The sequence below is a fragment of the Streptomyces poonensis genome, assembly GCF_014650915.1.
GTDB classification, from domain to species: domain Bacteria; phylum Actinomycetota; class Actinomycetes; order Streptomycetales; family Streptomycetaceae; genus Streptomyces; species Streptomyces poonensis.
Window position 1 is genome coordinate 17,946 of the sequence record NZ_BMVW01000015.1, and the last position, 23,951, is coordinate 41,896.

At 70.3% G+C, this 23,951-nt stretch carries 17 protein-coding genes and 2 pseudogenes; 9 read left to right on the plus strand and 10 right to left on the minus strand.

Translation table 11 applies throughout. The features are described from left to right. Nucleotides 1-68: 68 nt before the first annotated feature. Nucleotides 69-329, minus strand: a complete 261-nt coding sequence (locus IE242_RS28750) for a DUF397 domain-containing protein (RefSeq protein ID WP_189864354.1) — start codon at nt 327-329, stop codon at nt 69-71. Next, a complete protein-coding gene (locus tag IE242_RS28755; protein ID WP_189864356.1) occupies nt 329-1,189 on the minus strand; it encodes a Sco1979 family transcriptional regulator in 861 nt (286 codons plus the stop codon). Before IE242_RS28755 ends, IE242_RS28750 begins: the two co-directional genes overlap by 1 nt. Before the next feature lie 521 nt (nt 1,190-1,710). Here IE242_RS28755 and IE242_RS28760 point away from each other — a divergent pair. The 3 genes from IE242_RS28760 to IE242_RS28770 all read left to right on the plus strand — a co-directional run bounded on the left by IE242_RS28760 (nt 1,711) and on the right by IE242_RS28770 (nt 4,980). Beyond that, a complete protein-coding gene (locus IE242_RS28760) occupies nt 1,711-2,331 on the plus strand; it encodes an ATP-binding protein (protein WP_373299615.1) in 621 nt (206 codons plus the stop codon). Nucleotides 2,332-2,342: 11 nt separating this feature from the next. Next, the gene (locus tag IE242_RS28765; RefSeq protein WP_189864358.1) at nt 2,343-2,792 is read left to right on the plus strand and encodes a hypothetical protein; all 450 of its coding nucleotides are present in this window, start codon (nt 2,343-2,345) and stop codon (nt 2,790-2,792) included. Between the two features lie 325 nt (nt 2,793-3,117). Then, a complete protein-coding gene (locus tag IE242_RS28770) occupies nt 3,118-4,980 on the plus strand; it encodes an ABC transporter ATP-binding protein (protein ID WP_229859607.1) in 1,863 nt (620 codons plus the stop codon). A 21-nt stretch (nt 4,981-5,001) separates the two neighbouring features. On the opposite strand, the gene IE242_RS28775 is transcribed toward IE242_RS28770, so the two are convergent. From IE242_RS28775 to IE242_RS28790, 4 genes are all read right to left on the minus strand, one after another. Then, a complete protein-coding gene (locus tag IE242_RS28775) occupies nt 5,002-5,175 on the minus strand; it encodes a DUF8839 family protein (protein WP_189864361.1) in 174 nt (57 codons plus the stop codon). A 133-nt stretch (nt 5,176-5,308) separates the two neighbouring features. Next, nucleotides 5,309-6,001, minus strand: a complete 693-nt coding sequence (locus IE242_RS28780) for a DUF899 domain-containing protein (RefSeq protein WP_189864363.1) — start codon at nt 5,999-6,001, stop codon at nt 5,309-5,311. 110 nt (nt 6,002-6,111) lie between these two features. Continuing rightward, nucleotides 6,112-7,518, minus strand: coding sequence for an amidohydrolase (locus IE242_RS28785; protein ID WP_189864366.1), 1,407 nt, complete (start codon nt 7,516-7,518; stop codon nt 6,112-6,114). A 97-nt stretch (nt 7,519-7,615) separates the two neighbouring features. Further along, nucleotides 7,616-9,511, minus strand: a complete 1,896-nt coding sequence (locus IE242_RS28790) for an FUSC family protein (RefSeq protein ID WP_189864652.1) — start codon at nt 9,509-9,511, stop codon at nt 7,616-7,618. A gap of 349 nt (nt 9,512-9,860) precedes the next feature. Here IE242_RS28790 and IE242_RS38695 point away from each other — a divergent pair, with 349 nt between their 5' ends. The 3 genes from IE242_RS38695 (at nt 9,861) to IE242_RS28805 (ending at nt 19,306) form a co-directional block, all read left to right on the plus strand. Further along, nucleotides 9,861-11,156 (plus strand): serine/threonine-protein kinase, encoded by a 1,296-nt coding sequence (locus IE242_RS38695; RefSeq protein WP_189864368.1) that lies wholly within the window; start codon nt 9,861-9,863, stop codon nt 11,154-11,156. Between the two features lie 70 nt (nt 11,157-11,226). Beyond that, on the plus strand, nt 11,227-14,199 hold the full coding sequence (locus IE242_RS28800; protein ID WP_189864370.1) for a DEAD/DEAH box helicase: 2,973 nt from the start codon (nt 11,227-11,229) through the stop codon (nt 14,197-14,199). A 19-nt stretch (nt 14,200-14,218) separates the two neighbouring features. After that, nucleotides 14,219-19,306, plus strand: coding sequence for a DNA methyltransferase (locus IE242_RS28805; protein ID WP_189864372.1), 5,088 nt, complete (start codon nt 14,219-14,221; stop codon nt 19,304-19,306). 63 nt (nt 19,307-19,369) lie between these two features. Here the strand turns inward: IE242_RS28805 and IE242_RS28810 are convergent, their stop codons facing one another. Both IE242_RS28810 and IE242_RS28815 read right to left on the minus strand, forming a co-directional pair. After that, nucleotides 19,370-19,582 carry a DUF397 domain-containing protein gene (locus IE242_RS28810; RefSeq protein WP_189864374.1) on the minus strand — a complete coding sequence of 71 codons (213 nt, stop codon included), beginning with the start codon at nt 19,580-19,582 and terminating at the stop codon, nt 19,370-19,372. Then, nucleotides 19,579-20,421 (minus strand): helix-turn-helix domain-containing protein, encoded by an 843-nt coding sequence (locus IE242_RS28815; protein ID WP_373299606.1) that lies wholly within the window; start codon nt 20,419-20,421, stop codon nt 19,579-19,581. Before IE242_RS28815 ends, IE242_RS28810 begins: the two co-directional genes overlap by 4 nt. Nucleotides 20,422-20,653: 232 nt before the next feature. Here IE242_RS28815 and IE242_RS39495 point away from each other — a divergent pair. Next, a pseudogene (locus IE242_RS39495) lies at nt 20,654-20,838 on the plus strand (hypothetical protein); the annotation flags it as partial. Between the two features lie 147 nt (nt 20,839-20,985). On the opposite strand, the gene IE242_RS28820 reads toward IE242_RS39495, so the two are convergent. Further along, nucleotides 20,986-21,390, minus strand: a complete 405-nt coding sequence (locus tag IE242_RS28820; RefSeq protein WP_189864376.1) for a RidA family protein — start codon at nt 21,388-21,390, stop codon at nt 20,986-20,988. Between the two features lie 381 nt (nt 21,391-21,771). Between IE242_RS28820 and IE242_RS28825 the strand changes: the two genes are divergently transcribed. Then, complete coding sequence (locus IE242_RS28825; protein ID WP_229859596.1) at nt 21,772-22,278, plus strand: ATP-binding protein; 507 nt, start codon at nt 21,772-21,774, stop codon at nt 22,276-22,278. A 366-nt stretch (nt 22,279-22,644) separates the two neighbouring features. Further along, a pseudogene (locus tag IE242_RS28830) lies at nt 22,645-23,040 on the plus strand (expansin EXLX1 family cellulose-binding protein); the annotation flags it as partial. Between the two features lie 79 nt (nt 23,041-23,119). Here IE242_RS28830 and IE242_RS28835 read toward each other — a convergent pair. Further along, nucleotides 23,120-23,950 (minus strand): hypothetical protein, encoded by an 831-nt coding sequence (locus IE242_RS28835; RefSeq protein WP_189864377.1) that lies wholly within the window; start codon nt 23,948-23,950, stop codon nt 23,120-23,122. Nucleotide 23,951: the final 1 nt, after the last annotated feature.

The window sequence follows — 23,951 nt, forward strand, 5'->3', positions numbered from 1 at the left end:
TTTTAGTCAGTGCCAATTCAACAAAGTCGACCGAAACACCGGTGTGTGTCAGCCGGTTGGAGAAAACCTCACGTCAGCAGGAAGTCGGCCACCCCCGCCTTCGCCCCCTGGATGAACGCGTTCATCTCGTCGGGCGTGTAGATCAGCGCCGGCCCGTCCGGGTCGGTGGACTGGCGTACGGCGATCCTGCCGTCGGCGAGTTTCATGGCTTCCAGGCAGTTGCCGCCGTTGCCCCCGCTCCACGGCTTGTGCCAGCCCTCGCTGCCCAGCTCGCGGGCGGGCATGCCGTTGTAGACGCGGGTGCGCGGCTTCGGCTCGGTACGGTTCATCAGAACTCCTTGCGGAGATCCCGGAGGATCTCCTTGGTGCGTTGTGCTGCGGCGGCCTGTGCCGCCATGCGGTCCATGACCTCGAGGTAGGTCGCCACCTCGGAACGCGCGTCCAGGTAGATCGCGCCGGTCAGGTACTCGCTGTAGACCATGTCGGGAAGCTCCGGCACGGCGAATCGGAACAGCACGAAGGGCCCGTACGTGCCCGGGTGGGGCCCCCGGTCGAACGGCGCCACCTGGAGCGTCACGTTGGGCAGTTCGGTCGCCTCCAGCAACTTGTCGAGCTGGGCGCGCATGACCTCGGGCCCGCCGACGGGGCGGCGCAGCGCGGTCTCGTCCATCACGACCCACAGCCGGGGGGCGTCCTCACGGGTGAGCAGGGCCTGGCGCTGCATGCGCAGGTCCACGTGGCGGTCGATGTCGTCGGGCTGGGTCTGGCCGATGGCGCCGGCCTTCATGACACCCCGGGCGTAGTCCTCGGTCTGGAGCAGTCCGGGAACGAAGTGGGGTTCGTACGAGCGGATGAGGCTCGCCGCGCCCTCCAGGCTGACGTACATCGAGAACCAGCCCGGCAGGATGTCGTGGAAACGCTGCCACCAGCCGGGCCTGTTGGCCTCCTCGGCCAGCTGGACGAAGGCCTCGGTCTCCTCGTCGGGAACGCCGTAGGCCCTCAGCAGCAGCTGGAGGTACGGGATCTTGAGGGCGACCTCGGCGGTCTCCATGCGGCGGATGGTGGCGGGTGCCACGTGCAGTACGCGCGCGGCCTCCTCGCGTTTGAGGCCCGCCCGCTCCCGCAGGTCCAGCAGTCGCCGGCCGAGCACGACCTGGCCGACCGTGGGTGCGGACCTCGGCTCGCTCATCCCGACTTTCCTCCTGCCTGCGGCTGCCTGTCTGCCTGCGACTGCCTGTCTGCGACTGCCTGTCTGCGACTGTCTCCGAGCGGCTCGACGGATTGCCGACGGCTCGACGGTTCTCGACAGCCTTGCGGCGCCCGTCCGAAGCCTTGCCGTGCCCGTGCGTGTTCGTGTGCTCACGCGCGTGCACCCCTGCAGAGGCTTCAACTGGCGCCGCATGCCGTGCTGTTGGGAGCAGTGTGCCACGCCCCGTCAGAGAGTCGCACAGCACTCTGCAATTTTCAGAGTGATGCTTGCCAAGTGTTCTTGACGGGGCGATAGTGGCAAGCGTGATTCCGCCCGCGCCCTTAGACACAGAAGCCGTCCGGGACCGGTTCGCGCCCGGTCCGGGAGCAGCCGCAGTGTGCCCCGACCCCGCGAGAAGAACCGGCGCCGTGCGCCATGAACCCGGGGGAAGAAGCGGCGTCGTGCGCCACGAGCCCGGCGCGGGGACCGGCCCCGGCACCATGACCGCGACCGCCTCCGGCATCGCGGGAACCAGACCCAGCGCGGGAACCGCACCCACCACGGGATCAGGTTCCGGCGCAGGGGCCGGCCTACGTCCCGAAGCGGCCGCCGAGCGCCGGTTCCGCTTCGAGCTGGCCGCGCATCCGGGTTCCGTGGCCCAGGCCCGGCGGATGACACGCGCCCGGCTGTCCGGCTGGGCTCTGTGCGAGGACACCTGCGACGCGGCCGCGCTGGTCGTCTCGGAGCTGGTCACCAACGCGATCGTGCACGCCGCCGGCGAGCGGGTCGTGTGCGAGTTGCAGGACGGCGACGACCGCGTACGGATAGCCGTACGGGACGAGGGATGCGCCCCGGATGTTCCGCACCCCTCGCCGCGTCAGCCCGAGGAGGAGCACGGGAGGGGGCTGCTCCTCGTGGAGGCCGTGTGCCGGGCCTGGGGCGCCCATGAGGCGGGTCCGGGGCTGCTGGTCTGGGCGGACCTGCCCCGGGGGCCACGCACGCCCGGCCCCGCGGAGGCCGCCGCGGCGCCGGCTCCTGAACCCCGCTCCGACCTGGGGTGGAGCGCGAAGAAACCGCCGACGGAGGACCGGGGCGGCAACGGGACACGCACCCCCCGCGGAACGGGGGCGGAGTGGAAGTGAGGGCGGCGGCTATGTCGACTCCGGTGCGTCCGGCGGGTCGTACGGCCCCGGTGGTGTGCCTGGACACCTTGATCCGCCTGCGCCGCGGGCAACGGAATCCCAGGGCGACGCGGCACCTGACGCTGCCCGAGGGCATGACCGCCCCCATGGGGTGCGATGCCGTCGCGGTGCCCGCCGACCTCGGCCCGGAGATCATGCCGCGGCTGCCCCGCGTGGGGTGCGTGTACGCCGACGACAGGCGCTGGTGGTGGCTGGTGCCCGCCGACTCCGACTACGCCCTGCGCTGGCCCGCGCCCGCCCAGTACACCACCGGCGCGCTCCTGTCCGGCATGCCGACGGTGCCCGGCCTCGTCCACCGGCCGGCCGGGACGATCCCGTACACCCCGCCGATCCCGCTCTACCTGGCACTGTGCCGGGCGACGGGGACGACACCCGCCTGGACCGAGCCGCTCCCCGTGTGACCGGTGGCCCGCGCCCGGCGCACCCCGGGTGAACCGCCGCGAGACGGCCGTGCGCCCTGGCTCCCCGGCGTCCGCCCCGCGATAGTGGCCTCCTTCCACGACCAGGGGGAGGACGAGGATGGCTGAACCACACGATCCGGACGGCAGGAACCACACGGGCAGGCCGCGCCGAAGGAGCGCGCACCGGAACCGCGCACCGAAGGTCTCCGCATCGGGGGTCTCCGAGACGGGAGTCCCCGAGTCGAACCCCTCCGACTCCCGGACCCCCGAGTCAGGGGTCTCCGAGTCGGAGGTGCTGCTCTTCGGCGGGCCGTTGCGCTACGACATGGGCTGGTCCCAGCACCAGGGCGCGTTCCTGGAACTGAACTTCCGCGCGATGATGCGACGGTTGCCGTCCCTGCTGGCGGTCGGCTTCCGGCTCGCCTGGCAGGCCGACCGGCGGGCCGCCCGTACCGTGCTGGCCGCCGAGATCGGCCGGGGCCTGGCCCAGGCGGTGAGCCTGCTGGCGGTCAACGCCGTGCTGGCCCGGCTGATCGCCGACGGGCCGGTCGAGGACCGGCTGCGGGACGCGGTGCCCGCGCTCGTCGCGGTCGCCGTCGTCATGTCGCTCGCCGCGCTGCTGCGGGCCGCCTCCACGTACGCCACCGGACGGCTGGAACCGCGCGTGGAGCGGGTGGCGACCGAGCAGTACCTGGAGTGCGCCACGGCCGTGGAGCTGTCCGCGATCGAGGACCACACCTTCCACAAGCTGCTGGACACCGCGAAGTGGGGCGCCCAGTCCGCCCGCCGCATGATCATGTACTCCGCGCGCGTGGTGAACGCGGCGATTTCGCTCGTAGCGGCGGCCGGTGTGCTGACGGTGCTGCACCCGGCCCTGCTCCCGCTGCTGGTGACCATGACCCTGCCCAGTGCCTGGAGCGCGCTGACGATCGCCCGGCGCCGGTACGAGTCCTTCCACGTCTGGGTGCAGCACTCGCGCGCGGGACAGCTGCTCGCCAGGCTGCTCACCGAGCCGGAGTCCGCGCCGGAGATCCGGGTGCACGGCGTCGGCCCGTTCCTGCTGCGCCACTACCGCTCGATGTCCGAGACGGCCGAGGCCGAGCAGGCACGGCTGGCCCGCCTCGCGGCGCGTACCGGGCTGATCGCGGCCGTCTGGACGGGGCTGGCCACGGTGGCGACGTACGCGACCCTGGGCCTGCTGCTGCTCGCGGGTGCCATGGCGCTGTCCGTGGCGGCCACGGCGGTGATCGCGATCAGGACGGGGTCGGCGAGCCTCAACACCCTCGTCCTGGAGGTCAACTCCCTGCACGAGGAGGCCCTCTTCGTGGGGGACATGCAGCGCCTGTACGCGGAGGCGGCCGAGCGGGCGATCCCGGCGGGCGGGGACCCGCTGCCCGAGGAGCCGCGCGAGATCAGGCTGGAGAACGTCTCGTTCTCCTACCCGGGCAAGGAGGGCCGGCCCGCCCTCGCCGACGTCACCCTCACCGTTCCCCTGGGCAAGATCGTCGCGCTGGTCGGGGAGAACGGCTCGGGCAAGACGACGCTGGTCAAGCTGCTCGCCGGGCTGTACGCGCCGGACAGCGGCCGGATCCTGTGGGACGACGTGGACGCGGCGACCGTGGACCGGCAGCAGCTCGCCGGGCGGATCGCGATGGTCGCCCAGGACTTCAAGCGGTGGCCGTTCACGGCGCGGGTGAACGTGGCGGTCGGCCGTCCCTCGGCGCCGCTGACCGACGAGCGGCTCGCCTCCGCGGTCGCCGAGGCGGGCGCCCAGGACGTGGTGGCCGATCTGCCGCGCGGCCTGGACACGCTGCTGGCCCGCCATTTCAGCGGCGGGCACGAACTGTCGGGTGGCCAGTGGCAGCGGCTGGGCATCGCGCGGGCCGCGTACCGGCGCGGGCAGGTCCTGATCGTGGACGAGCCGACGGCCGCGCTGGACGCCCGGGCGGAGCTGGAGGTCTTCGAGCGGATCCGCGCGCTGGCGGGCACCGGTCAGACGGTCGTCCTCATCACGCACCGGCTGGCGTCCGTGCGCCACGCCGACCTGGTGCACGTACTGGACCAGGGCCGTCTGGTGGAGTCGGGGAGCCCCGACGAGCTCCTCGCGAAGGGCGGCGTCTACGCGGAGCTGTACGCGTTGCAGGCGGATCAGTTCACGGCGAAGGTGCCGGCCAGGGAGGCGGGCTGACACCCCAGGGCGCCCGCGGCGTCACTCCGCGGCGTCCCCGCCGCGGACGATCACCAGGAAGGTGTCCGTGGCGAGGTCCATGACGACCTCCGCGGCCTGGCCCTCCAGGCGGCGCGCCTGCGCGAACTCCTCCGCCGGCCAGGATCCGCGCGGCCCGCCCGCGGGAAAGCGCTCCAGCACTGTTCTGCCGTTCACCTTCCACCTCCCTGTCGTGGTGCGTTCATAGAGTTAAACGCCTACGACAGGGTGATCGGCTCGCGGAGTGACGGGACTGAGACCTAGCTGACACATGGTCAACATCATGCGCCACGGCAGCGAGCACACAGCGTCAGTCCTCGTACTCGTCGTGGTACCGGATCCGGGCGCTCCCCGCCGCCGCGCCGAGCTCCGACGCGCGCCCCCTGGGCTCCTCCCACTCCTCCTGCCGCCCCAGGGCGGTGAGGTCGAGCAGGCTGGTCGTGGAGCCGAGCCCGTCCAGGCCGCGCTCGTACGTCGAGTACGTGTGGAAGACGCGGTCGCGGTCCCGCAGGAAGCAGCTCAGCCCGGGCCGCTCGACGGTCTCGCCCCCGGCGCCCTCGAACGACACCCGGAAGTCCTGGTTGAAGTCGGTGGCGTACGACGAGTACCAGGGCACCGTCCAGCCCATACGGGCCTTGAACGGCAGGAGCCGGGTGTACGGCGCCCGGGAGACGGCCGCGAACTCGGTGCCCCGCGCGCGGAGGTGGGCGAGGTGGCCGATCTGGTCGAGGAACGCCGAGCAGCTGCGGCAGCCCGCCTCCCACTCGGGCGCGAACATGAAGTGGTACACGACGAGCTGGTACCTCCCCCGGAAGAGGTCGAGCAGGGTCGCCTTGCCGTCGCCGCCCTCGAAGACGTACTCCTTGCCGATCTCGACCATCGGCAGTCGCCGCCGCTCGGCGTTCAGCGCGTCCCGCGCGCGTGTGGCGGCCTTCTCCTTCGCGAGCAGTTCCTCGCGCGCGGCACGCCACTCGTCGCGCGGGACGATCCGCGGAAGTGTCATCGGTCCTCCTGGAACACGGTCTTCTTCGGGGTGGACCGGGTGGAGGAACGGAACTCATCGGTGGGCGCGTACTTTTTTCGGCGCCGGGCGGCGGGGCGCCGCGCCACCGCTCACCCGGGTGGCCTGTCGTACTCCTGGATCCGCTCTCCGTGGCTGCGGTCGACCAGTGCGGGCAGTCGTTCGCCCAGTTCCCGCACGGTCTCCGCGACGTCGACGGTCAGCAGCTCACGGTCGCGCATGAGGACCCGGCCGTCGACGACCGTCGTCCGGACGTCAGCCGCGCGGACGCTGTGCACGAGGGTGGCGGCGAGGTCGTGCACGGGCTGGGTGTGCGGTCCGGTGAGGTCCACGAGGACGATGTCGGCGCGTCTGCCGGGGGCGAGGCTGCCGATGCGGTCCCCCAGCCCGACGGCCCGGGCGCTCTGCAGCGTGGCGTGGTGCAGCGCCTGCCGGGAGGTCAGCCAGCGCGGATCGCCCTCGGCCGCCTTCTGCACCAGCGCGGTGAGGGCCATCGCCTGCCACAGGTCGAGACAGTTGTTCGAGGCGGCCCCGTCCGTGGCCAGCCCGACGGGGACACCGATGCCGCGCAGCGCCCGTACGGGCGTGGTGGTCCAGCCGAACTTAAGGTACGTACGGGGCGCGGTCGCGACGCCGACGGGTCCCCGGGCGCGCTCCAGCACGGGCAGGTCGCGCTCGACGATGCCGGTGCCGTGCGCGATCAGGACCCCCGCCGGGACGTCGAGGAGCCCGGTGCGCTCCAGCACCTCGACGGGGGTGACGCCGTGCCGGGCGAGGCTGTTGTCGGTCTGGGCGCGGCTCTCGGCGACGTGGAGGTGGACGGGCAGCCCGTGCTCGCGCGCGAGAGCGGCGGTGGCGGCGAGGTCGGCGTCGTCGACGGTGTACGGAGCGTGCGGTGCGAGAGCGGTGGTGATGCGCCCGCCGGCCGCGCCCCGGTGCCGCAGCGCGAACTCCAGCGACCTCTCCCGCCCCTCCGGCCCCTGCGAGGAGAAGAACGCCTCCCCCAGGTGGGCGCGGAGCCCGCTCTCGTCGGCGACGGCCGCGACCCTGTCCATCTCGAAGTAGTGATCGGCGAAGCACGTCACCCCGCCGCGGATCATTTCGGCGCAGGCGAGCCGGGTACCCAGCTCCACGTCCCTCGGCGTGAGGTTGGACTCGATCGGCCAGACGACGTCGTTGAACCACTCCTCGGCCGGCAGGTCCTCGGCCACGCCGCGCAGGGCCGCCATCGCCGCGTGCGAGTGGCAGTTGATCAGGCCGGGCACGGCGACCTGCCCGCGCGCGTCGATGCGCTCGGCGGCGGGCAGGCCCCGGACGCGCACGTCCGTGGCCGGGCCGACGAAGTCGATGACCCCGCCCCGTACGACGACGGCGGCGTCCTCGACGAACCGGATCCGTTCCTCCTCGTCGTGCACGAGGGCGGTGCATCCGGTGATGACGAGATCGGCGGGAGACCGCGTCTGCTGCTGCGGCTGCCGCGTCGTCGCAGGGGGCGTCATGCGGTCACGGTACGGCGGGGCGGCGTCCCCGCGAAGGTGAACCGGGAACGGACTTCTCCGCCACGCCTCTCACCACGGGCTTCCCCGCCCGGCCCGCTCACACGGCCGGGCGCAGGCCCACGGAGCCCTCCGCCCCGTCCGGCCCGCCGTCCAGGCCGATCCGCCGGCGCCGCTCCGCGAGCTCGTCCAGCAGGGAGTCGATCCGTCGGGTGTACGCCGGGACGAGGCGCCCTTCGTCGTCGAGGTGGACGGCGCACGCGGTGGTGGTGTCGACGAGGCGTTCGAGCGTCGCGGCGACGTCGGCGGCGCCCTCCGCCTGCCGGGCCAGGGCCGGCAGCTCGGCGGCGGCGAGGTCGATCGCCGCGCGGGCCTCGGCGAGTGTGCGGTAGGCCTCGCGGCGCAGCGTCCACCGCCGCGCGCGGTCGTCCGGCGCGCCGAGGACGTGGCGGAGGTAGGCGTGGGCCGCTTCCGTCGCCCGCTCCAGCCGGGCCCGCACGCCTCCGGCGCGCTGTCCGGGCACCGGCAGATGGCCGACGAGCAGCACGATCGCGCAGGCCAGCAGCGTCTCGCCGATACGGGTCCAGGTGGCCTGCGGGGCTCCGCCGAGCTCCACCAGGGCGAGCACGATCACGGTGGCGACGGCGGTCATGGCGGCGAAGTGCCGCAGCGCGACGGGGATCAGCGCACCGCTGAGCGCGACGAGCGCGACCAGTCCCGCCGGCCGCGGCAGCAGCGCGGCGAACCCGGCGAAGACGAGCGCGCCCAGCACGGTGCCCGCGGCCCGGCTCAGCACCCGGGAGACCAGCGGCCCGAGGTCGGGCTTGACCAGGAAGACGGCCGTGACGGGCATCCAGTACCAGTACTCGTGGTGCAGCGCCTGCGCCACCGCCGCGCTCACCCCGTACGACACGGCGACCCGCACCCCGTACTCCCGCCCGCCGGGACCGAGGGCGGCGCGCACGAAGCCCTTGGCGCTCCGGTACCGCCGGTGCAGCCCGGGGTGACGGCTGTCCTCCGGCCGGTCGAACACCTCGGCGGCGCGCAGCAGGGCGTCGTCCAGGGCCCGCAGTCCGGGCGCGTGGCGGGACGGTGCGGGCAGGGGGCCCGTGTGAGCGCCGCCCCGTACGGCGGCGGCGAGGCGCCGGGGACCCTCCGCGGCCCGTCCCGGCACGGGGTCCCCGGCCCAGAAGAGCGCGGTCGCCGCCTCGGCGAGCGGGAGCGCGGCGGCGTACTGGGCGTGCAGCCGCCGCTCGGCCTTGGACCGGACGTACCGCCGCAGCCGGGGCCCGGCGAGCGCGTCCTGCGCCTGGTCGAGGGCGGCGGTCAGCGCGGCGCGCCGGGCGACGGCCCCCGGCGTGCCGGTGGCGTCGAGCAGCGCGGCGATCGCGTCGTACACGGCGGCGACGGCGGCCCGCTCCCCGTCGAAGCGGTGGTACTCGGCCCGCAGCGCGGACCGGAGGGTCCCGGCGACGGCCACGGCCCCGGGTGCGGGCTGCACCAGAGCCAGCAGCAGCAGCCACCCGCCGCCGAAGGCGAACGCCAGCGCCCGCGCCCACCCCGGGTCGGTCGCCGTCATCCCGGCCCCGAGGGCGAGGGCGACGAGCGCCTGAGTCCCGGACGCGGAGGCCACGGGCCCGGCGGCACTGACGCACCCGACGAGCAGCCCGACCAGGGTGAGCAGCACGGTGAGCGCGACGGGCCCGGCCCCGCTGTACTCCCCCGCGTACGTGCCCACGAGGACGCCCGCCGCCCCGACGAGCACGGGCACCCCGATCCGCTTGACCGCCGACCGCCGGCTCCCCGGCCGGTCACTGAGCCCGGCCAGCATGGCCCCGATCGCGGCGAAGGCCCCCAGGGACACCTGGTCGAGGAGGAGGGCCACGAGCAGCAGCGGGCCTGCGGTCAGGGCCGCGCGCACCACCGCGTTCCAGGGGATCGGGCCGCGGGGGGTGTGCAGGGCGTGCGTGAGCCAGGAAGGAAGGGCGGCGATCATCGCGCGGACACCGGATCGGGCCGGGCGGGCCGGTCGGGCAGGTCGGGACACAGGGCTCCTGTCGACTTGTCGAGGGCGGGGTAGCTCTCGGGCGACGTCGGCCGGGCTGCGGGGATGCGTGATCCACGATAAATCGGACACTGACCGAAAAGCGAACGTGAGTGTGTCAGCCATGTGACACCTGGGACCGACTGCTGTGTTCCCGGTCACAGGACTCGGGAAGGGCTTCACACGGAGGCCGACGGTCCCACTGAGCACATCAGTGCCGTGTGTCACTCCTTTGGACTACCGTTACGGCTGCTGACATACACCGGCATACACCGGCTGACCAGGGCGAAGGGACAACCACGTGAACGCGGCTCCGCTCAGCCCCGAAGACCCGGCCGAGCTCGGCGGTTTCGAGCTGCTCGGCCGCATCGGTCACGGCGGTATGGGCCAGGTCTACCTCGGGGAGTCCCCGGGCGGAGAGCCCGCGGCGGTGAAGGTCGTCAAGTCGTCGGTGGTCGACTCCGAGACCCGGCTGCGCTTCGCGCAGGAGATCGAGGTGCTCAAGACGATCTGGGGCCCGCGCATCGCCGCCTTCCTCGACGCGGACGCGGACGCGGACCAGCCCTGGCTGGCCACGGAGTACATCGACGGACCGGATCTCCGCAAGCACGTGCAGAGCCACGGTCCGCTGCCCACGGTACTGACCGCCTCCCTGGGTGCCACGCTCGCCGAGGCGCTCGCCGGGGTCCACAAGCAGGGTCTGCTCCACCGGGACCTCAAGCCCGCCAACATCCTGCTCGGACCGAACGGCCCGAAGATCATCGACTTCGGTCTCGCGGTGTTCACCGAGTCCAGCGCCTCGCTCACCGCCCCGAACACCGTGCTCGGCACGCCCACCTGCATGGCGCCCGAGCAGGCGAACGGCGTGAAGCCGCTCACGGCACCGGTCGACGTGTACGCCCTCGGTGCCGTCCTTCTGTACGCGGCGACCGGCCATTACCCGTTCCAGGCGGACAACATCCACGCGCTCTTCCACCTGATCACCACGGCGGACACGCAGCCGGACCTGACGGGGGCGCCACAGGAGCTGGTCCCGCTGCTCGGCTCGATGCTGTCCTACGATCCGCGGCAGCGGCCGGCCCTGCCCGAGGTCGTCCAGGCCTGCCGGGCAGTGATCGAGAGCCAGGGCCTCAAGATCGCCCAGGCGCGCCGCCGTCTGACCACTCACACCTCGGCCACCCACACCTCGGCCACCACCGTGCGGGACACCGCCTACGCCGGTCCGCCCGCTCCGCCGGCCCCGGCGGCCCCGGCGCCCCCGGCCGCACCGCCGGGGCCCGCCCTGCTCGCGGACCTGACGACCGTGACGGCGCCGCAGCCCGAGCCCTCGACCGCGCCCACGGTCCCGCTCCCTCCGCTCCCTCAGGACGGCGCCGGCCACACAACGACGGTCGAGGCGGACCCGGCACCCGAACCGGACGCCCAGCCACGGCGGACCGCCTCCGATCCCTACGACCGGCAGCCCGCCCTCCCGTCGGCGACGACGGCACACCGTGGGCGCAGGCGCACGGGCCCCGGGCAGCTGCGTACCTCGCTGCACGCCAGGCGGGTCGCCGAGCAGCTGCGCGAGGTCTACGCCCAGAACGCCAAGTTCTAGCCCGCACCCTTCCCCCACCTCGCACCCCCACTTCGCACTCACCGCACCATCAGCACAGGAGGCAGCGCACGTGACCGTCGACCAGGCCGACGCCGCCCGGGACGCCCAGCAGGGCGGCGCTCCGGCGGCAGCCCCGGAGAAGGAGACCTCGGAACAGCAGGCTCCGGAGACGGCCAAGTACCCGCCCGGTGCGCAGATCGAGGTCCGCGACGAGGAGTGGCTCGTACGGAACGTGACGCGCACCGCGCACGACGGTGACCGTATCGAGGCGGTCGGGGTGTCGGAGTTCGTCCGCGACCAGGAGGCGGTGTTCTTCACCGCGCTCGACGACGTGCAGCTGATGGACCCGCGCCGCACCACGCTCACGCCGGACGACTCCCCCACCTTCCGCCGCAGCCGCCTGTTCCTGGAAGCGGTCCTGCGCAAGACGCCGCTGCCCCAGTCCGAGCGCGGCCTGGCCCTGGCCGAAACCTTCCTGCTCGACTCCCTCCCCTACCAGCACCGCCCGGCGCAGCTCGCCCTCTCCGGCCGCAACCTGCGCCCGCGCCTGCTCATCGCGGACGTGGTCGGCCTCGGCAAGACCCTGGAGATCGGCCTCACCCTGGCCGAGCTGATCCGCCGGGGCCGCGGCGAGCGCATCCTCGTCGTCACCCCGCAGCACGTCCTGGAGCAGTTCCAGCACGAACTGTGGACGAGATTCGCGATCCCCCTCATCCGCCTGGACTCGGTCGGCATCGAGCGCATCCAGCGTGAGATCCCCGCGGGCCGCAACCCCTTCACGTATTTCAAGCGGGTCATCGTCTCCATCGACACGCTCAAGAACACCGACCAGTACAAGCACCACCTGGAGCGCATCCGCTGGGACGCGGTCGTCATCGACGAGTCGCACAACCTGATCAACCGCGGCTCGCTCCGCAACCAGCTCGCCCGCCTCCTCGCCCCGCAGACCGACGCCCTGATCCTGGCCTCGGCGACCCCGCACAACGGCGACGCCCGCTCCTTCGCCGAGCTGATCTCCCTCCTCGACCCGGCCGCGATCCGCGACCCGGAGCGCTACGAGGCCAAGGACATCGAGCACCTCTTCATCCGCCGTACGAAGGTCAGCCCCGAGGTCCGCGAGCAGATGAAGGGGCAGTGGGCGGACCGCGGCCCCAGCGAGTCGGTGTACTGCGCGGCGACCCCGGCGGAGGAGCGGATCTTCGAGGAACTGGCGCAGGTGTGGCTGCCGCCGCAGGACACCGGCCGGCCGTCCGTGAGTGAGAGCCGCCTCTTCCCGTACACGCTGCTGAAGTCCTTCCTCTCCTCGCACGTGGCGCTGACGGCGACCGTCGACACCCGCATCAAGACGCTGACGGCCAAGACGAAGGACGGCGTCTGGAAGGGGGACGGCAAGGAGCCCGCCGCCGAGCTGGCCGCCCTGCACCGCCTGAAGGACCTCGGCGCCGGCCTGACGGAGGCCGACTCGGCGAAGTTCCGGTCCCTGGTGGAGCAGCTCCGCGCGATCGGCGTCGGCCCGAAGAGCGACACCCGGGTCGTCGTCTTCTCCGAGCGCGTACAGACGCTGGAGTGGCTCCGCAGAACCGTTCCGGCAGCCCTCGGCTTCAAGGGCAAGGCCCTCACCGAGGCCGCCCGCGTGATGCACGGCGGCCTCTCCGACGAGCAGCAGATGCAGTGCGTCGAGGACTTCGGCCTCGCGGACACCCCCGTCCGCATCCTCTTCACCGGCGACGTGGCCTCCGAGGGCGTCAACCTCCACCGCCAGTGCCACCAGCTGATCCACTACGACGTGCCGTGGTCCCTCATCCGCATCGAGCAGCGCAACGGCCGTATCGACCGCTACGGCCAGTCGCACCCGCCGGAGTTCCGCGCGCTGCTCCTCACCAGCGAGGTCGACGGCGCCAAGGACGACCGCACGGTGGCCGAACGACTCCTCGAGCGCGAGGACGAGGCCCACCGCAGCCTCGGTACGGCGGAGGCGGTCTCGGGCCTGTACCGGGCGGACGCGGAGGAGAAGTCCCTCGTCCAGGACCTGCTGCGCGGCCGTACGGTCGACGAGTCCCTGGACGCGACCAAGCAGGCCGCCGAGGACGAGGACGACGGCGGCGACTTCCTCGCGGACTTCTTCGGCGCGGTGGGCGACGACCCGGAGGACGCCGGGGAGGGCGGTACTCCGGCTGCCGCCGACGTACCGCGCCTGTTCACCGGCACCCGCGAGTTCGTCGACGAGGCGATCCGCGAGGTCTTCCCCGACCCGCAGCGCCAGCTCGAACTGGACCAGGACCCGGAGCAGGGCCTGCTCTCCTTCCGCCCGCCGTCGGACCTGGTCCACCGCATGAAGGCGCTCCCGCCGGACTACCGCCGCGAGCAGCGCCTCCACGAGCGTCTCCTCGTCACCCTGAACCGCAAGCTCGCGGACCTGTCCCTGGTACGGGCCCGGGAGTCGTCCTCGTCGAGCTGGCCGGAGATCTCCCTGCTCACCGACCTCCACCCGGTGGTGGAGTGGCTGACGGACAAGGTGCTGGTGCGCCTCGGCCGCCAGGAGGCCCCGGTGATCACGGCGGACGTGGACGCCCCCACCTACCTGATACAGGGGATCTTCTCCAACGCGCTCGGCCGGCCGACGGTGGTGAAGTGGATGGCGGTACGGGGCGCTGCCGCTGAGGGCGAGGCTGGGACTGAGGCCGAGGTCACCGACGACATGGTGGGCGTCCTGCGCGGGGCGGGCGTCGGCCCGACGATGGCCAACCCGCTGCATGCGCACGACCTCGACACGCTGAGCGCGGGCATCCCCGCCGCCCTGGAGGCCGCCGAGGACTTCCTGCGCCGCCACCGCGACGAGTGGGACCGGGCCCTGCTCGACCCGATCCAGAAGTACAAGGAGCGCCTGGGCGACTGGGAGCAGCCGACGCTCGCGGGCAGCCACACCAAGTCGCAGCTCGCCGACCTGGCCGACTCGCTGCTGACCACGGGCCGCCCCCTGCTCCGGGTACTGGCCGTCCTCGACTCCGCCGCCGCCGACACCACCGACTCCGCCGCCGCCTGATCCCCAGAGGTTCCCAGCCATGACGTACGACTCCCTGGTCAACCGCGGCGACTACTTCTCCGCGCACTACCTGGCCGAGGTCTTCCCCAAGGACCTGAAGGCGGGCCTCCTCACGACCTGGAAGGACCGCGAGGAAGCGGCCCGTACCGACGGGGCGGAGACGGAGACCGACCCGGACGCTCTCCCGGTGACCCCGCGCGTCGGCCTGCGTGAACTGCGCCGCCCCTACTTCCGGGCCCGCGCGGCTTTCGCGGAGGCGGCGACCGAACCGGACGACGCCACGACGTACGGCTCCCCGGCCTGGCGCGAACGCGCCGCGGAACTCAACCGGTCCGTGCTGCGCGCCCTCGGCTACGACGCCAAGCCGCGCACCGTGACCGTGCAGCGCGCCGACCACGCGTACGAGGTCCGGGTCGCCCACGCCGAACCGGGCTTCATGGCCCTGGACTGCGGCTGGGCGGCGGAACCGGACGCGGCCCTGGACCCGGACGGCCCGGGTCGACTGCTGCACCCGGTGGCGTTGGAGGGTTCGGCGGAGCTGGCGACGGGCTCGAAGCTGGCGTCGTTCCTGTTCGCGTGCGAGGACGCGCCCCGCTATGTACTGCTGCTGGTCGGCGGCGTGATCGTGCTGGCCGACCGGGCGGCTTGGGGCGAGGGTCGGTATTTGGCTGCCTCCCTGGACGCGGCTCTGGAGCGCAACGACGCCAAGGCCGGCGGCGAGCTGGACACGCTGGCGGCGCTGTTCGGCGCGGACTCGTTGCGTACGCCGGAGGAGGGCGGCGAGACTCCGCTGTCCACGCTCGTCGACAAGTCGACGAAGCACGCGGTGGGCGTGTCGTCCGATCTACGGGACGGCCTGCGCGAGTCGGTGGAACTGATCGCGAACGAGGTGCTGGAGCGGGTGCGGGCGGCAGGTGTCCGCCCGGAGGACGTGAAGGAACTCCCGGAGCTGTCCAGACAGCTGACGAGAGAGTCATTGCGCTACCTGTACCGGATCCTGTTCCTCCTGTACGCGGAGGCGCGTCCCGAGCTGGGCATCCTGCCGTCGGACTACCCGGAGTACCACCAGGGGTACGGGCTCGGGCGGCTGGGTGAGCTGGTGGCTGAGCGGGACCTGGTGGGCGAGAAGGCGCGCGAGGGCTTCTACCTGTACGAGTCGCTGGACCTGCTGTTCCGGAAGGTGCAGGAGGGGTACCGGTCGCGGCGTACGCATGGGCATGGCGACGCGTCCTCGGCGGAGCCCGCGTCCGCGCCCGCCTCGGAGGACATCGGCCTGCGTTTCGAGCCCCTGCACTCCAAGCTGTTCGAACCGGCGTCCATCGAGCTGATCGGATCCGTCAAGGACCTCAGCTCCGACGAGGACGAGACCGGCGAGGTCCGGTACGTCGACACGCGCCTGCGCAACGCCACCCTGTATCGCGTCCTGCGGCTGCTGATGCTCACCCGCGGCCGCAAGGGCGAGCGCGGCGGCTTCATCTCGTACGCCCAGCTCGGCATCAACCAGCTCGGTGCCGTGTACGAGGGCCTGATGTCGTACTCCGGCTTCGTGGCGGGCGAGGAGCTGTACGAGGTCGCCAAGGGCGGTGACCCCAAGGACGGCTCCTGGCTGGTCCCGGCCTCGCGGGCCGACGAATACGCGGACTCGGTCTTCGTGCGGAGGAAGGACGCGGAGACCGGCGAGGAGGTACGGGTCCGGTACCGCCCGGGGTCGTTCGTGTACCGCCTCTCGGGGCGCGACCGGCAGACCTCGGCGTCGTACTACACGCCGGAGTCGCTGACCAAGGTGACGGTGCAGCTCGCGTTGGAGCACCGGCTGAAAGAAGGTGGCCCGGACCTCAAGGCCAGGGAGCTGCTCAACTGGAGAATCTGCGAACCGGCCCTCGGCTCCGGGGCATTCCTCAACGAGGCCATCAACCAGGTCGCGGCGGCGTACTTGCGACTGCGCCAGGAGGAGCTGAAGACCGCAATCGACACGGAGAAGTACGCGGTCGAGCTCCAGAAGGCCAAGGCGTACATCGCCCTGCACAACTCCTACGGCGTCGACCTCAACTCGACGGCCGTCGAGCTGGCGGAGGTGTCGCTGTGGCTGAACACCATGCACCCGGGCATGGAGGCCCCGTGGTTCGGCCTGCACCTGAGACGCGGCAACTCTCTGATCGGTGGCCGGCGGGAGGTGTACTCGGCTGAGCAGTTGAAGAAGGGCGGCTGGCTGGGGACGATGCCGGAGCGGGTGTCGTTGGTGGAGGCTCCACCGGGAGCGGCCGGTCTGCCGGAGGGCGCGGTGCACCACTTCCTCCTCCCGGCCAAGGAGTGGGGCTCGGTGGCCGCCGAGAAGGAGGCCAAAGCGCTAGCCCCGGAGGAGGCGAAGGCCCTGGGCGCCTGGCGCAAGGCGATTACCAAGAGCCCGTCGAAGAAGCAGACGGAACGGTTGCAGGGTCTTGCCCGGCGGGCCGAGTACCTGTGGGGCCTGGTCGTCCGGCGCCTGGAAATCTCCGAACGGGACATCTCGCGGCGCATCGACGTGTGGGAAGCGGAGGACGGCTGGTTGCGGTCACCCGAGGTCGCCGTCCAGCGGGACAAGGTGCTGGCGGACCTGGAGAGCGTCGACACCCCGTACTGGCGCCTGAAGACGCTGATGGATGCCTGGTGCGCGCTGTGGTTCTGGCCGGTGCATAGCGCTGCGCTGCTGGACGGTACGCATGAGGTGTATCGGAGGGTGGCGGTCGCGGAGCTGGCGGAGGGGGCTCCCGAAGTCGCCCCCGAGGTCGAGGACTCCGAGGCTGCGGATGACGGTGTGCTGATGGCCTGGGAGGCGGATGCATTGCCGGGGTTCACCGCCGTCCCTCAGCAGATGAGCCTGACGCGGGAGTCGGTCGAACGGCGTCGGACTGGCCGCCGCAAGGAGCAGGTGCGCGAGCTGCGCCGGGCCGTTGTTCCGCTGGCGGATCTGGACGACTGGCTGGACTTCGCGGAATCGCTGCTGGGTGTGCGGGAGGTTCCGGAGGACTCGCTGATCTCGGAGTTCGAGCGGCTGGATGAGCTGGAGACCTATGAGGACACGTTGCCGGATCTGATGGGCATGGATGCGGCCCATCATTTGGAGGGGCGGTATCCGTGGGCGGCTCTGGCGCGGGATGTTGCGGGGCAGCAGGGGTTTTTTCACTGGGAGTTGGAGTTCGCGCAGGTCTTCGTGCGGGGTGGGTTTGACTTGCAGGTGGGGAATCCACCTTGGGTTCGGCCTCGGTGGCAGGAGGACACAGTGCTGGCCGAACTAGAACCCTGGTTCATGCTTTCCGACAGACCAAGCGTCGCCAAGTGGCGGCTCCGGAAGAGTGAGGTACTCGGGAAATCGAGACGAAACTTGCTGTACTTTCTGGAGGAGCTGGCCGCCAACACAGGCGTCGTCGCCACACTCGGCAATGTGGTGACTTACCCGCTACTCACGGGAACTCAGCCAGATTTGTACCGGGCGTTCATGTGCAGAACGTGGGCAAATCTAGGCAGATGGGGGATGGCCGGCCTGATTCACCCGGACACCCACTTCGGTGGAGTCAAGGAGGGGCAACTCCGCAAGGCCGCTTATCGTCACCTACGAGCGCATGCGCACTTCATGAACAAGATGAAGCTGTTTCCAGAGATCAGCGATAACGCTACCTTCGGCGTACACATCTACGCTCCGGCCGCGCCTGTCTCCTTCACACACATGAGCTGGCTGTTCTCACCTGGCACATTGGTGGATTCCTTCCACCATGAAGGTGCGGGCCCGATCCCAGGAATCAAGAACGATGGATCATGGGATTTGCGCCCGCACAGAGCCCGGTTGATCCACGTGGACAGCGAATTGTTGGCTGAATGGAATCGGCTTTCCGGCACAAGCGACACGCCTGACACCGAAACAGCACTTCTCTATCCCGTCACCACAAGCGAGCAGGGAGCTATTTCAGCTCTTTCAGCAGCGGATCAGCGAGCAAGCAGCCATGACCCGAAGATCAGCTCGGGGTACCACGAGAAGATGGGCAAAGAGAACGGCTACATCCGCTGGTCCACCACTGACGTGACTGCACTGTCCGACCTGGTGCTCCAAGGTCCACATTTCTCCGTCGCGACCCCACTCGCCAAGTACCCCAAAAATCCGTGCAAAAGCAACAATGACTGGGTCGCGAACGATTTCACCGCTCTCCCCTCTGACGCCGTTCCGCGCACTAACTATGTGCCCGCCTGCACCGAAGATCGTTATTATGCGGCTCAAGACATGTGGGATGGACGCCCCTACACGGAATATTTCCGCCTAGCCTGGCGAAAAATGATCCCTTTCAATTCCGAGCGAAGCTTCTTTGTGTCTCTCATCCCACCAGGCCCTGCGCATATCGATGCCGTCTACAGCATGGCCGCGGCAGACAATCGACTGACCTCGCTCACCGCAGGTTTCTGGTCTGCACTCCCGCTCGATTACATGCTCCGCATCACCGGAAAAGCGAATCTACACCCAGCAGACGTACTGGGAATGCCTGCACCGACCATCGAACACCCTTTGGCTCACCCCCTTCTTATCCGCACACTTCGACTCAACTGCCTTACCAGCCACTTCGCCGAGCTTTGGTCCGAGCTTTACCATCCCACATGGCCCGGCTACGAGGATTGGGCCAATCCCACTTGGCCGGCTCTCGATCCCCTGACCGCTCACCTCAGCCCAACCTGGCAGCATGACACCCCCCTCCGCACGGAGTATGAGCGCCGCGCCGCCTTGGTGGAGATCGACGCCCTGGTCTCCGTCTGGCTGGGAATTACCGCCGACCAACTCGTGAGTATTTACCGAGCTCGCTTCCCTGTACTGGCCGAGCGAGAAAAGGCGATCTACTTCGACGCAAACGGAAGGCGCATCGCCAGCGATTCCTTCGCGTACGGCCATGGGCAGACGAAGGAGACCTACTCAACCCTCCTTAGCCACTTGGCCGACTACGCACACGCAGCACCCCCCGAAGGCTACGAACCCCCCTTCTACAAGGCCGACCGCGAAGCAGAAATGCGGGCAGCCCACGCTCACTTCCAGGCTCGTCTGAACGCCGAGATTGCGGCCGGCCGCTGGTCACCGCCGCAGTCCGCGTAGGTCAGCCAGTGCCCCGTGACCCAAGCCAGCGGTCACGGGGCACTGAAATGATCGGCCGTAGCTCTACACGGTGTGCCAAGCGGCGAACCCGACGAACTCCTCCCATGCCTCCGGCGCAAGGCTCACTATGGGACCCGCCTCGTCCTTCGAATCACGGACGTGCAGGACACCACTTCCAGTAGCGACCTCGACGCACTGCCCCCCGTCCCCAGCGCTGTAACTGCTCTTGAACCATGCCAGGCCGTCGGTGTCCGGCCGGGTCTTTTCCCCGCTCATCTCTCTCCCAGCATCTTCTCGATCAATGCCAGCGAATCCGTCGGAGTGAGGGCCTGCGCGCGGAGTATCCCGTACGTACGCTCCAGCTCTCGTACCTTCCGACGCTCTGTGTGAACGCGACTGTCGCCCTGTACCTCTGTGTACGCGACCCTGCGCCCATCCTTGGTCTCCATCAAGGTGAACGGGCCCGCCAACCCGGCATGCTCCTGACGGGACGACGGCATCACCTGGATCACCACGTTCCGCTTCTCCGCGACCAGTCTGAGGTGCTCTGCCTGACCTCGCCAGACCGTCTCCCCACCGAGCGGCCGGAGCAGAACAGCTTCCTCGATGACGAAGCTGAAGTGCGGCGCGGGCTGCCGGTTGAAAACCTCCTGCCGCGCCAGCCGTGCAGCCACGCGCTGCCCAATGGTCGCCTCGTCCAGCACTGGCTGCCACATGGCGAACACCGCTCGCGCGTATTCCTCCGTCTGCAACAAGCCGTTGACCAACTGGGCGTCGTACACATGGAGCTCATCCGCCTCGGCCTCCAACCTGGCCGCATCCCGAAAGAACGCCGGATACTGAGCCCTCGCCACCTCCTCCTTCCCTGCCACCAACACCCCACCCGCACCCAGCACCTCATCCGCCCGGTCGATGAACTTGCCCGGCGGAATCCGCCTCCCCTGCTCGAACGAGGCAATGGTCGACGCGGAGTACCCGGACCGACTCCCCAACTCCGCCCGATCCCGGCACAACTTCAATTGCCGCCCGAACATGTGCAGGATGCCCGCCCCCGCACCCGCCCCGACCTCCTGCTCGCCCGGCTCACCCTCCACCACCTGCTGCTGCTCATCCACGCCCACGCCAGCCCCTCCCGTACGTACCAACGCCCACGCCACCACGCCACCACGCCACGCGCCGCACCCAACGCCCCACACCCACACCCGGTCACGGCTCACCCCGCGTACAACAACCCACCGCCCGCGTACAACGAGTGACCGTCGCCGCGTCGCGCCTGGTCAACGCTACGCACAGTCCGTGATCGTTTCCGATTTCGGCTCATCAGGGTGAATTTCGTCGATACGGCTGATGCATCCGGGGTGCCGGCTGTATCCCGTGCGCGTGCGAAATGCGCAATACGCGGATGGGGGCGGACTGACCGCTGCGGGACGCCGGCGTCGGGAGGCAGTACGGCGGCAGGCGGCCGAGTGGTCCGAGCAGAGGATCAAGCCGCTGGAGGCGCCCGGCACCTTCAGGTGAGCCGGAAGTGCGCTGCTGCGCCTGGCCGAGCAGGGCGGCGCCGTGGCTGAGACAACGCGGCAGACGCCGGGCCGCGTCCGCACGCGGACCGGTCCGCGCCCCGCGCGTCGGCTCGCGGTGACTCCGGCGGGCGTGGCCGCCGCAGTGGACGGAGGCGCCCGTCACGCCTCCACGTCGAGGCGCACGACCGCGCCTATCTCGACCAGCTGGTCCGGCAGCGCGAGATCGGAGACGCCCATGACGGTGCTGGTGGGGCGGTGCTCCCCGAAATAGTCGGAGTGGAGGCGCGCGGCCGCGTCGAAGTTCTCACGCAGGTTCCTGACCAGAACTGTTGTCTCCACGATCTGGCTTCGCTCGGCCCCGAAATGCGCCAGCACCAGGTCCAGGTTGGCCAGCGTCGTCCTGGTCTGGAGCTCGAAGTCGCCGGCGCCTATGAAGTTGCCGTCCTCGTCATGGGACAGCTGCCCGGAGATGTACACCGTGTTGTCGACCTGGAATGCCTGGCTGTATCCGTAGAGGGATTCCCACGGCATACCGAAGCCGAATGTTTCCGTCCGAACGGTCATGAACTGCTCCCTGAGCCCGAACCTGCTGGTGGTTGTCGATGCGCGCCGATCACATGGCGGGCTGTCCCGGGAAGAGGCAGCCTCGACTCCGGCTTCTCCCTGCCGGGCATGTGCTCGATCAGCGGCCCTTTTGAACCGGCATCCACTCAAATCCTGGCGGCACCGAGAAGACTGGCTTGTCGGGGAGCGAACAAGGACTTGCCCAGAACTGCCCTCGCCTGGCGAACGACACATGAGCACCCGCCCCCTGTGCAGGATGCCCACACCCGCAGCCGGTCACGGCTCACCCCGCGTACAACGACCCACCGCCCGCGTACAACGAGCGACCGTCCTCGCGTCGCGCCTGTTCAACGCTACGCACAGTCCGTGACCGTTGACGCCATGAAGTCAGCAACTCCCCCGGACCGGCATGTTCATCAAAGCCTCGCGCCCGCACACGAGTTCGCGATGCAGTTCACCTCAACCCCACGCGGCGCACGACTCGCCCGCAGACTCGTCTCCCACCGCCTGAACGACTGGGGTCACCCGTACACCACACCCGCCAACGAGACCGTGACCCTCATCGCCGCCGAACTCACCGCGAACGCGGTCCAGCACGGTCACGTCCCCGGCCGGGACTTCCACCTACGGCTCACCGAGACGACGGACGGCACGCTCCGCGTGGAGGTCACCGACACCCGTACCGAGAAGCGCCCCGCCCCCGGCACCCGCACCCGTACCCCCACCGCGGACGAGGAGGCGGGCCGCGGCCTGCTTCTCGTCGACGCCCTCGCACACACCTGGGACGTCACACCCCGCCCCGTCGGCCCCGGCAAGACCGTATGGGCCGAGGTCCGGGCCTCCCAGGATCCTGTCGGAAGGGATCCGGACCGAGAGGGCCACCGCTGAAGCCGTATACGACAGCGACAGCGGCGACTCATGAAGGAGCCCCCGAGGCCCCTGCCGCGGCCAAGGGGGACGACAAAAGGACAATGGACACAGGACCGACAGGAGCCGAGCCCTCACGATGGCGCAGCAGAACACCCCGTGGCGTGTCATGCACCGGGGCACCTCGATCGGCACGATCGTCGTGACGGAGACCGACTTCCCCCTTGCACATCGACGGCGACGAGGCGTGGTTCCGGTGGAGCGATGAGCCACTCGACGGTTGAGGACCGGGCTCAAAGGCCGTTCACCACAAATCTGACCCGACGCGGAGCGTCGCGACTCCACGTCGCCGTCGCGTCGCGATCTACCGCACCTCGATACCGAAGTCCTGCACCAGCTCCTCCAGGCCGCCCGTGTAACCCTTCCCGCCCCGCCAAGCTGGCCGCCCTCTCCGCCGGCGAGATCAGGATCAGCTGGAGCCTGCTGAGCCCCGGCACCTCCGACACGATCTCGATCCGCTACAAGACCGGGTCCACGCGGTACTGGTGCGGCATCCAGGCGATCGGCCACCGCAATCCGCCGGCCCGGCTGGAGGTCGGCACGGGCAGCGGCTGGCGGCAGCTGACCCGTACCGAGTACAACTACTTCCTCTCCCCCGACGGCACCGGCTGCGGCGGCCCCCTCAGGCTCACCGACATCTACGGCGAGCAGCTGACCGTCGAGGGCATCGCCGTACGCCCGGACGCCGTCCAGCGGACCGGTGTCCAGTTCGGCCGGCACTGATGGCACCGCGGGGACGGGATGTGCGACGCTCCCACCCCGTCCAGCAGAGATGTCCAGCGCAGATGTTCAGCAGAGATGTTCAGGAGAGAAGACCGGGAGCGATGGCACGCGACTGCGACTGCCGGCTCTTGGCCTCCGCGGACTGGTACTCGAGGAAGTATCCGAAATCGCGGGTGTCGACAGGAATACCGAGCCGTCGACCTAGTTCCTGAGCCTGGCTCTCACTGAGTCGCTGCGGAGGCGCGTCGGTTCCGGGCCGCGTGTCACCGAGGAGTTCGGGGGGCAGATCACGGCTCGATTCGGCAGGGATCTCGTGCAGGCGCCGGAGATTCATGGTGTGACGGTGGAAGGCGAGCAGAACCCAGCCGTCGTCGAGTGGCTGCTCAAGGCGCTCCGGTGCGTACCGCTTCTCGAGTTCCTGCTTCGCGCGTGTGGCGGCGCGGAATTTCTCGATGTCCGGAGGGGGCGGAGGCGGCGTCTTGATCCGCTCACGGTCCACCACCAGCCACACGTCGTACTCCTCCGTCGTCACACCGCACATGACGCTGCCGTCCCGAGCCATCGTGACGAACTCCGCGTGCCCGGACGGCGCGCCGCGCCCCACCAAGTGCTCTGCCATCCGCACGTCACCTTGCAGACGTACGGGTATCCACGGCCCGTCCATCGTGGTGGTGATCAGGAAACGGCCGTCCGTGTCCACGATGTGCTGGTCACGGGCGAGCTGGAGCCATGCGGCGTCGACACGCGCACTCAGCGCCGGTCCGGCCAGGGGAACCTTCGCGGCCGGTTCCGTCCCGCCGATGGTGATGCCCACCGCACGCCGGGGTGCGGGCAGGGGACCGGCCGGTGGCTCGTCGAGAACTTCCAGGCCGCAGCGGCCCAGCAGTTCCGTGACAGCTGGTTCGCTCATG

Bases quoted from the DNA above. Each gene is read 5' to 3' on its own strand.
- IE242_RS28790 (WP_189864652.1), bottom strand. From the start codon at position 9,511: ATGATCGCCGCCCTTCCTTCCTGGCTCACGCACGCCCTGCACACCCCC.
- IE242_RS28820 (WP_189864376.1), bottom strand. From the start codon at position 21,390: ATGACCGTTCGGACGGAAACATTCGGCTTCGGTATGCCGTGGGAATCC.
- IE242_RS28750 (WP_189864354.1), bottom strand. From the start codon at position 329: ATGAACCGTACCGAGCCGAAGCCGCGCACCCGCGTCTACAACGGCATG.
- IE242_RS28825 (WP_229859596.1), top strand. From the start codon at position 21,772: ATGAAGTCAGCAACTCCCCCGGACCGGCATGTTCATCAAAGCCTCGCG.
- IE242_RS28805 (WP_189864372.1), top strand. From the start codon at position 14,219: ATGACGTACGACTCCCTGGTCAACCGCGGCGACTACTTCTCCGCGCAC.
- IE242_RS28780 (WP_189864363.1), bottom strand. From the start codon at position 6,001: ATGACACTTCCGCGGATCGTCCCGCGCGACGAGTGGCGTGCCGCGCGC.
- IE242_RS28765 (WP_189864358.1), top strand. From the start codon at position 2,343: ATGTCGACTCCGGTGCGTCCGGCGGGTCGTACGGCCCCGGTGGTGTGC.
- IE242_RS28770 (WP_229859607.1), top strand. From the start codon at position 3,118: ATGGGCTGGTCCCAGCACCAGGGCGCGTTCCTGGAACTGAACTTCCGC.
- IE242_RS28810 (WP_189864374.1), bottom strand. From the start codon at position 19,582: ATGAGCGGGGAAAAGACCCGGCCGGACACCGACGGCCTGGCATGGTTC.
- IE242_RS28785 (WP_189864366.1), bottom strand. From the start codon at position 7,518: ATGACGCCCCCTGCGACGACGCGGCAGCCGCAGCAGCAGACGCGGTCT.
- IE242_RS28835 (WP_189864377.1), bottom strand. From the start codon at position 23,950: ATGAGCGAACCAGCTGTCACGGAACTGCTGGGCCGCTGCGGCCTGGAA.
- IE242_RS28755 (WP_189864356.1), bottom strand. From the start codon at position 1,189: ATGAGCGAGCCGAGGTCCGCACCCACGGTCGGCCAGGTCGTGCTCGGC.